This window comes from Rhodococcus sp. C26F (assembly GCF_053345925.1).
On the sequence record NZ_JBKFBA010000062.1, the window covers coordinates 11150 to 16670 of the forward strand.

Consider the following 5521-nt stretch of genomic DNA (forward strand, 5'->3'; position numbering starts at 1 on the left):
CAGGGAACGCCCGGTACCGCCGTCCCGTCCTCAGCGGGCACCGCTGCCCGACGCGCTGCTCCGTCGGGTCAAACAGTTCTCGGGGCGACTGTCCACCGAAGCGGTGCACGTCATGCAGGAGCAGTTGCCCTTCTTCGCCGATCTCGACGCATCGCAACGGTCGACCGTGCAGCTGGTCATCCAGACGTCGGTGGTCGACTTCCTCGAGTGGGTGCGCAATCCCGACAGTCCCGACAGCGACCTGCGGTTCAGCCTCGATGCCTTCCAGATGATCCCGCAGGATCTCGCCCGGCGACTGACGCTGCGTCAGACGGTGGACATGGTCCGCGCGGCGATGGAGTTCTTCGAGCAGTGGCTGCCGGCCCTCGCCCGCAACGAGGAACAGCTCGTGGCGCTCACCGAGGCGATCCTGCGGTACGGGCGCGAGCTCGGTTTCGCTGCCGCGGCGGTGTACGCGGGGGCGGCCGAGTCGCGGGGCGCCTGGGACACGCGGCTCGAGGCCCTCGTCGTCGACGCCGTGGTGCGTGGGGACACCGGGCCCGACATGCAGTCGCGGGCCGCGACCCTCAACTGGGACGCGACCGCTCCGGCGACGGTGATCGTCGGTACTCCCCCACCCGACCAGGGCGTCTCGGTGATCACCACCGTGCACACCGTCGCCCAGGAGCACGGTCGCGCGGCTCTCGCTGTGGTGCAGGGCGAACGCCTGGTGATGGTGGTCAGCGGTGAACTGCACGGGACGGTCGACGCGGCGAACTTTCGCACCGAGTTGATGCGCGCGTTCTCCGACGATCCGGTGGTGATCGGTCCGACGACACCGACGCTGGCGACCGCACACGTCTCCGCTGTCGAAGCGCTTGCCGGCATGGAGGCGGTCGTGGGGTGGCCGGGGGCTCCCCGGCCGGTGCACGCCGCCGAGCTGTTGCCCGAGCGCGCGCTGCTCGGTGATCCCGGCGCGATCGCCGCGCTCGAGGACTTCGTCGTCGCCCCGCTCGCAGCCGCCGGGCCGTCCCTCGCGGACACGCTGGACGCATACCTCGACAGTGGGGGCGCTGTCGAGACTTGCGCCCGGAAGCTGTTTGTTCATCCAAATACCGTGCGGTATCGATTGAAGCGGATCACAGAAGTAACGGGTCGGGATCCCACAAATCCTCGCGATGCGTACGTGCTCCGAATCGCTGCCACGGTAGGTCGCCTGGCACGAAGCCATAACGAATTGAGATCGCCTGCACCACCTGCCACTCGATTCACAATTCGCGAATCGGACACGTAACGTCCCCGGCCTTTCCTCCGATAGCGAGCACCGACGTGCAGATTTGTGGGAACCCTACAAATCGAGGGGCAACCTTTCATCGCTACCGACATCTCGCAGGCACCCGTTCGCGGTGTTCCCTGGTGATCGTGATTTCGCTGCTTGCCCCCGGCCAGGGGTCTCAGACACCCGGAATGCTCGCCCCGTGGCTCGAGCAGTCCGGAGCGCGCGACCGCATCGACCGGTGGTCGCAGACGGCGGGACTCGATCTCGCGCGTCTCGGCACCACTGCCACCGCCGAGGAGATCACCGACACCGCGGTGACCCAGCCGCTCGTGGTGGCCTCCGCCCTGCTCGCCTTCGAGGATCTCGACCGTCGCGGCCTCGTGCCCGCCGACACGATCGTCGCCGGCCACTCCGTCGGCGAACTCGCCGCGGCCGCCATCGCCGGTGTCATCAGCGCCGACGACGCCGTCGCCCTCGCCGCCGTCCGCGGAGCCGAGATGGCCCGCGCCTGCGCCCTCGAGCCCACCGGGATGTCCGCCGTTCTCGGCGGTGCCGAGGACGAGGTGCTCGCGCGCCTCGCCGAGTTGGATCTGACCCCCGCGAACATGAATGCGGCCGGTCAGATCGTCGCAGCCGGACGCCTGAGTGCGCTCGAGGAACTCGCTGCGAACCCGCCCGAGAAGGCCCGCGTCCGCGCCCTGCCGGTCGCCGGTGCCTTCCACACCCGATTCATGGCACCCGCCCAGGACGCCGTGGCTGCCGCCGCGGCGAAGATCACACCTTCGGATCCGACACACACGCTGCTGTCGAACTACGACGGCAAGCCCGTCACCTCCGGAGCCGACGCCCTCGAACGTCTCGCAGCCCAGGTCACCCGGCCCGTCCGGTGGGACCTGTGCACCGCCTACCTGCGCGAGGCGCAGGTGAGCCGGATCGTCGAGCTTCCCCCCGCCGGCACGCTGGTGGGCATCGCCAAGCGCGAGATGCGCGGCACGCCCACCGTCGCCCTCAAGACCCCCGCGGAGATCTCCGCTCTGGCCGAAAGTCTTCAACTCGGTTAGGTTGCTGCGCGCGCCGTCGCACAGCACGGGCACCTCACCGGGACCTCCCCGGACCCCCGACCGGAAACATCCGGCCGGTTTCGAACGACATAGTCGACAGATCGAGAAGGGAGCCACATCGTGGCCGCCACCCAGGAAGAAATCATCGCCGGTCTCGCGGAGATCATCGAAGAGGTCACCGGCATCGAGCCCTCCGAGGTGACCGTCGACAAGTCCTTCGTCGACGACCTCGACATCGACTCGCTGTCCATGGTCGAGATCGCCGTCCAGACCGAGGACAAGTACGGCGTGAAGATCCCCGACGAGGATCTCGCCGGTCTGCGCACCGTCGGTGACGCCGTGAACTACATCCAGAAGCTCGAGGCCGCAGGCGTTCAGGCCACGAACGACAACGAATGAGTTCTGCTGTGACCTCCCCTTCTCCTCGGGCACTCCGCAACGTCGTCGTCACCAGCCTCGCGGCTACGACGTCGATCGCCGGCGACGTGGACGCCACCTGGAAAGCACTGCTGGCCGGTGAGAGCGGGATCGGCACCATCGACGGCGGATTCGTCGACGAGTTCGACCTCCCGGTGCGCATCGGTGGAACCCTGAAGGTCAGCCCCGACGAGGGACTGTCCCGGGTGGAACTCCGTCGCATGAGCTTCGTCGAGCGCCTCGCGCTCACCCTCGGGCGCACCGTCTGGCAGAACGCCGGCAGCCCCGAGGTCGACCAGGACCGTCTCGGTGTGGTCATCGGTACGGGCCTCGGTGGCGGCGAGTCGCTCATCGACGCAGTCGACAAACTCCGTGTCGGCGGCTACCGCAAGGTCTCGCCCTTCGCGGTGCAGATGATCATGCCGAACGGACCGTCGGCCACCGTCGGGCTCGAACTCGGTGCTCGCGCAGGGGTCATCACCCCGGTCTCGGCGTGCTCGTCCGGATCCGAGGCGATCGCCAACGCGTACCGCATGATCGCCTTCGGCGACGCCGACATCGTCGTCACCGGTGGTGTCGAGGGCCAGCTGGACGCGGTCGCCACCGCGGGCTTCGCGATGATGCGGGCGCTGAGCACCCGCAACGAGGACCCGAAGGGCGCCTCGCGTCCGTTCGACAAGGACCGCGACGGTTTCGTCTTCGGCGAGGCCGGCGCACTGATGGTCCTCGAGAGCGAGGAGCACGCCAAGGCACGCGGAGCGACCATCCACGCTCGTATCCTCGGCGCCGGCATCACCTCCGACGGTTACCACATCGTCGCCCCCGATCCGGAAGGTACGGGAGCGGCTCGGGCCATGCGGCGAGCGATCGAGACCGCCGGGCTCACCAAGGCCGACATCGGGCACGTCAACGCGCACGCGACGGCCACCCCGATCGGCGACGTGGCCGAAGCCAAGGCCATCAACGCGGCCGTGGGCAACCACGCCGCGATCTACGCCCCCAAGTCCGCGCTCGGTCATTCGATCGGTGCGGTGGGTGCACTCGAAGCAGTACTCACGGTCCTGACTCTGCGTGACGGGGTCATCCCGCCCACGCTGAATCTCGAGAACCAGGATCCAGAGATCGATCTCGACGTGGTCAAGGGCGAACCACGTTCCGGCCGGATCGATTTCGCGCTGAACAACTCGTTCGGTTTCGGTGGGCACAACGTGGCGCTCGCATTCGGTCGCGCCTGACCGTCGACGCCGGTCCGCCCCATGCGGTGGAGGCTCCACCCGGAGCCTCCACCGCAGCCCACCACCACCGCGTCTGCCCGAGGAGCACCCGATGACCATCCTGGATCCAGCCACCCCGCGTGAGACGACGGTGGACCCGAGAGATCCGTTGGCCCGTCTCGAGAAACTGTTCGACCCGGGCAGCCTGGAACTGCTGCACACCCGCGACAAGTCGGGCGTCCTCGCCGCCGTCGGCGAGGTCGACGGCATCCGCACCGTCGCATACTGCTCCGATGCCACCGTCATGGGCGGAGCCATGGGCGTCGAGGGATGCAAGCACATCGTCTCCGCCATCGACCACGCCATCGACCACGAGATCCCCGTGGTCGGCATCTTCCACTCCGGTGGCGCGCGTCTGGCCGAGGGCGTCGAGGCCCTCCACGCCGTCGGCCTGGTCTTCGAGGCCATGGTCCGCGCGTCCGGTCTGATCCCCCAGATCTCCGTCGTTCTCGGCTTCGCGGCCGGCGGTGCCGCCTACGGCCCGGCCCTTACCGACATCGTCATCATGGCCCCCGAGGGCCGTGTCTTCGTCACCGGACCGGACGTGGTCCGCAGCGTCACCGGTGAGCAGGTCGACATGGAGTCGCTCGGCGGCCCCGACACGCACGCCAAGAAGTCCGGTGTCGCGCACATCGCCGCGCACGACGAGGCCGACGCCCTGCACCGGGCCCGCCGCCTGGTGTCGATGCTGGCCGAGCAGGGCGAATTCGACGTCGTCGCAGCGGCACTCGGCGACACCGACCTGCGGGCGCTGATGCCCGCGTCGCCGCGACGCGCATACGACGTGCGGCCGATCGTCCACCAGTTGCTCGACAACGTCGACGGCGAGTCCTCCTTCGAGGAACTGCAGGCCGGCTGGGCCCGCAGCATCGTCACCGGCTTCGGCCGTCTCGGCGGCCGCACGGTCGGGGTCATCGCCAACAACCCGCTGCGCCTCGGCGGCTGCCTCAACTCCGAGAGCGCCGAGAAGTCAGCGCGTTTCGTGCGGATGTGCAACGCCTTCGGTGTTCCGCTCGTCGTCATCGTCGACGTTCCCGGTTACCTTCCCGGCGTGAGCCAGGAGTGGGAGGGTGTCGTGCGACGCGGCGCCAAGCTGCTCCACGCGTTCGCCGAGGCGAAGGTTCCCCGCGTCACGCTCGTGACGCGCAAGATCTACGGCGGTGCGTACATCGCGATGAACTCCCGGGCGCTCGGGGCCACTGCCGTCTACGCGTGGCCGGAGTCCGAGGTGGCCGTGATGGGCGCGAAGGCCGCTGTGGGCATCCTCCACAAGAAGGCCCTCGCCGCGGCTCCCGAGGAGGAGCGTGAGGCGCTGCACGACCGTCTCGCCGCCGAACACGAGGCGATCGCCGGTGGCGTCGGGCGTGCGATGGCCATCGGTGTGGTCGACGAGATGATCGATCCCGCCACCACGCGCAGCACCCTGGCCGCCGCGCTCGCCGCCGCACCCGCGGTTCGCGGACGGCACAAGAACATTCCGCTCTGATCCGGACACAGCACGAGAACACCGG

5 protein-coding genes are annotated in these 5521 nt (G+C 68.8%); all 5 read left to right on the top strand.

Annotated features, from left to right (window positions below):
- The coding region (locus ACLBYD_RS28900; RefSeq protein WP_447819133.1) for a PucR family transcriptional regulator at positions 1-1273 on the top strand (1273 nt) is incomplete at its 5' end.
- Between the two features lie 128 nt (positions 1274-1401).
- The gene (locus tag ACLBYD_RS28905; RefSeq protein ID WP_081314445.1) at positions 1402-2319 is read left to right on the top strand and encodes an ACP S-malonyltransferase; all 918 of its coding nucleotides are present in this window, start codon (positions 1402-1404) and stop codon (positions 2317-2319) included.
- 120 nt (positions 2320-2439) lie between these two features.
- Positions 2440-2718: a meromycolate extension acyl carrier protein AcpM gene (gene acpM, locus ACLBYD_RS28910; protein WP_006554441.1), complete on the top strand. Its 279-nt coding sequence runs from the start codon at positions 2440-2442 to the stop codon at positions 2716-2718.
- Positions 2715-3971, top strand: coding sequence for a KasA/KasB family beta-ketoacyl-ACP synthase (locus ACLBYD_RS28915; RefSeq protein WP_174247018.1), 1257 nt, complete (start codon positions 2715-2717; stop codon positions 3969-3971). Before acpM ends, ACLBYD_RS28915 begins: the two co-directional genes overlap by 4 nt.
- A 91-nt stretch (positions 3972-4062) precedes the next feature.
- A complete protein-coding gene (locus ACLBYD_RS28920; RefSeq protein WP_447819134.1) occupies positions 4063-5496 on the top strand; it encodes an acyl-CoA carboxylase subunit beta in 1434 nt (477 codons plus the stop codon).
- Positions 5497-5521: the final 25 nt, after the last annotated feature.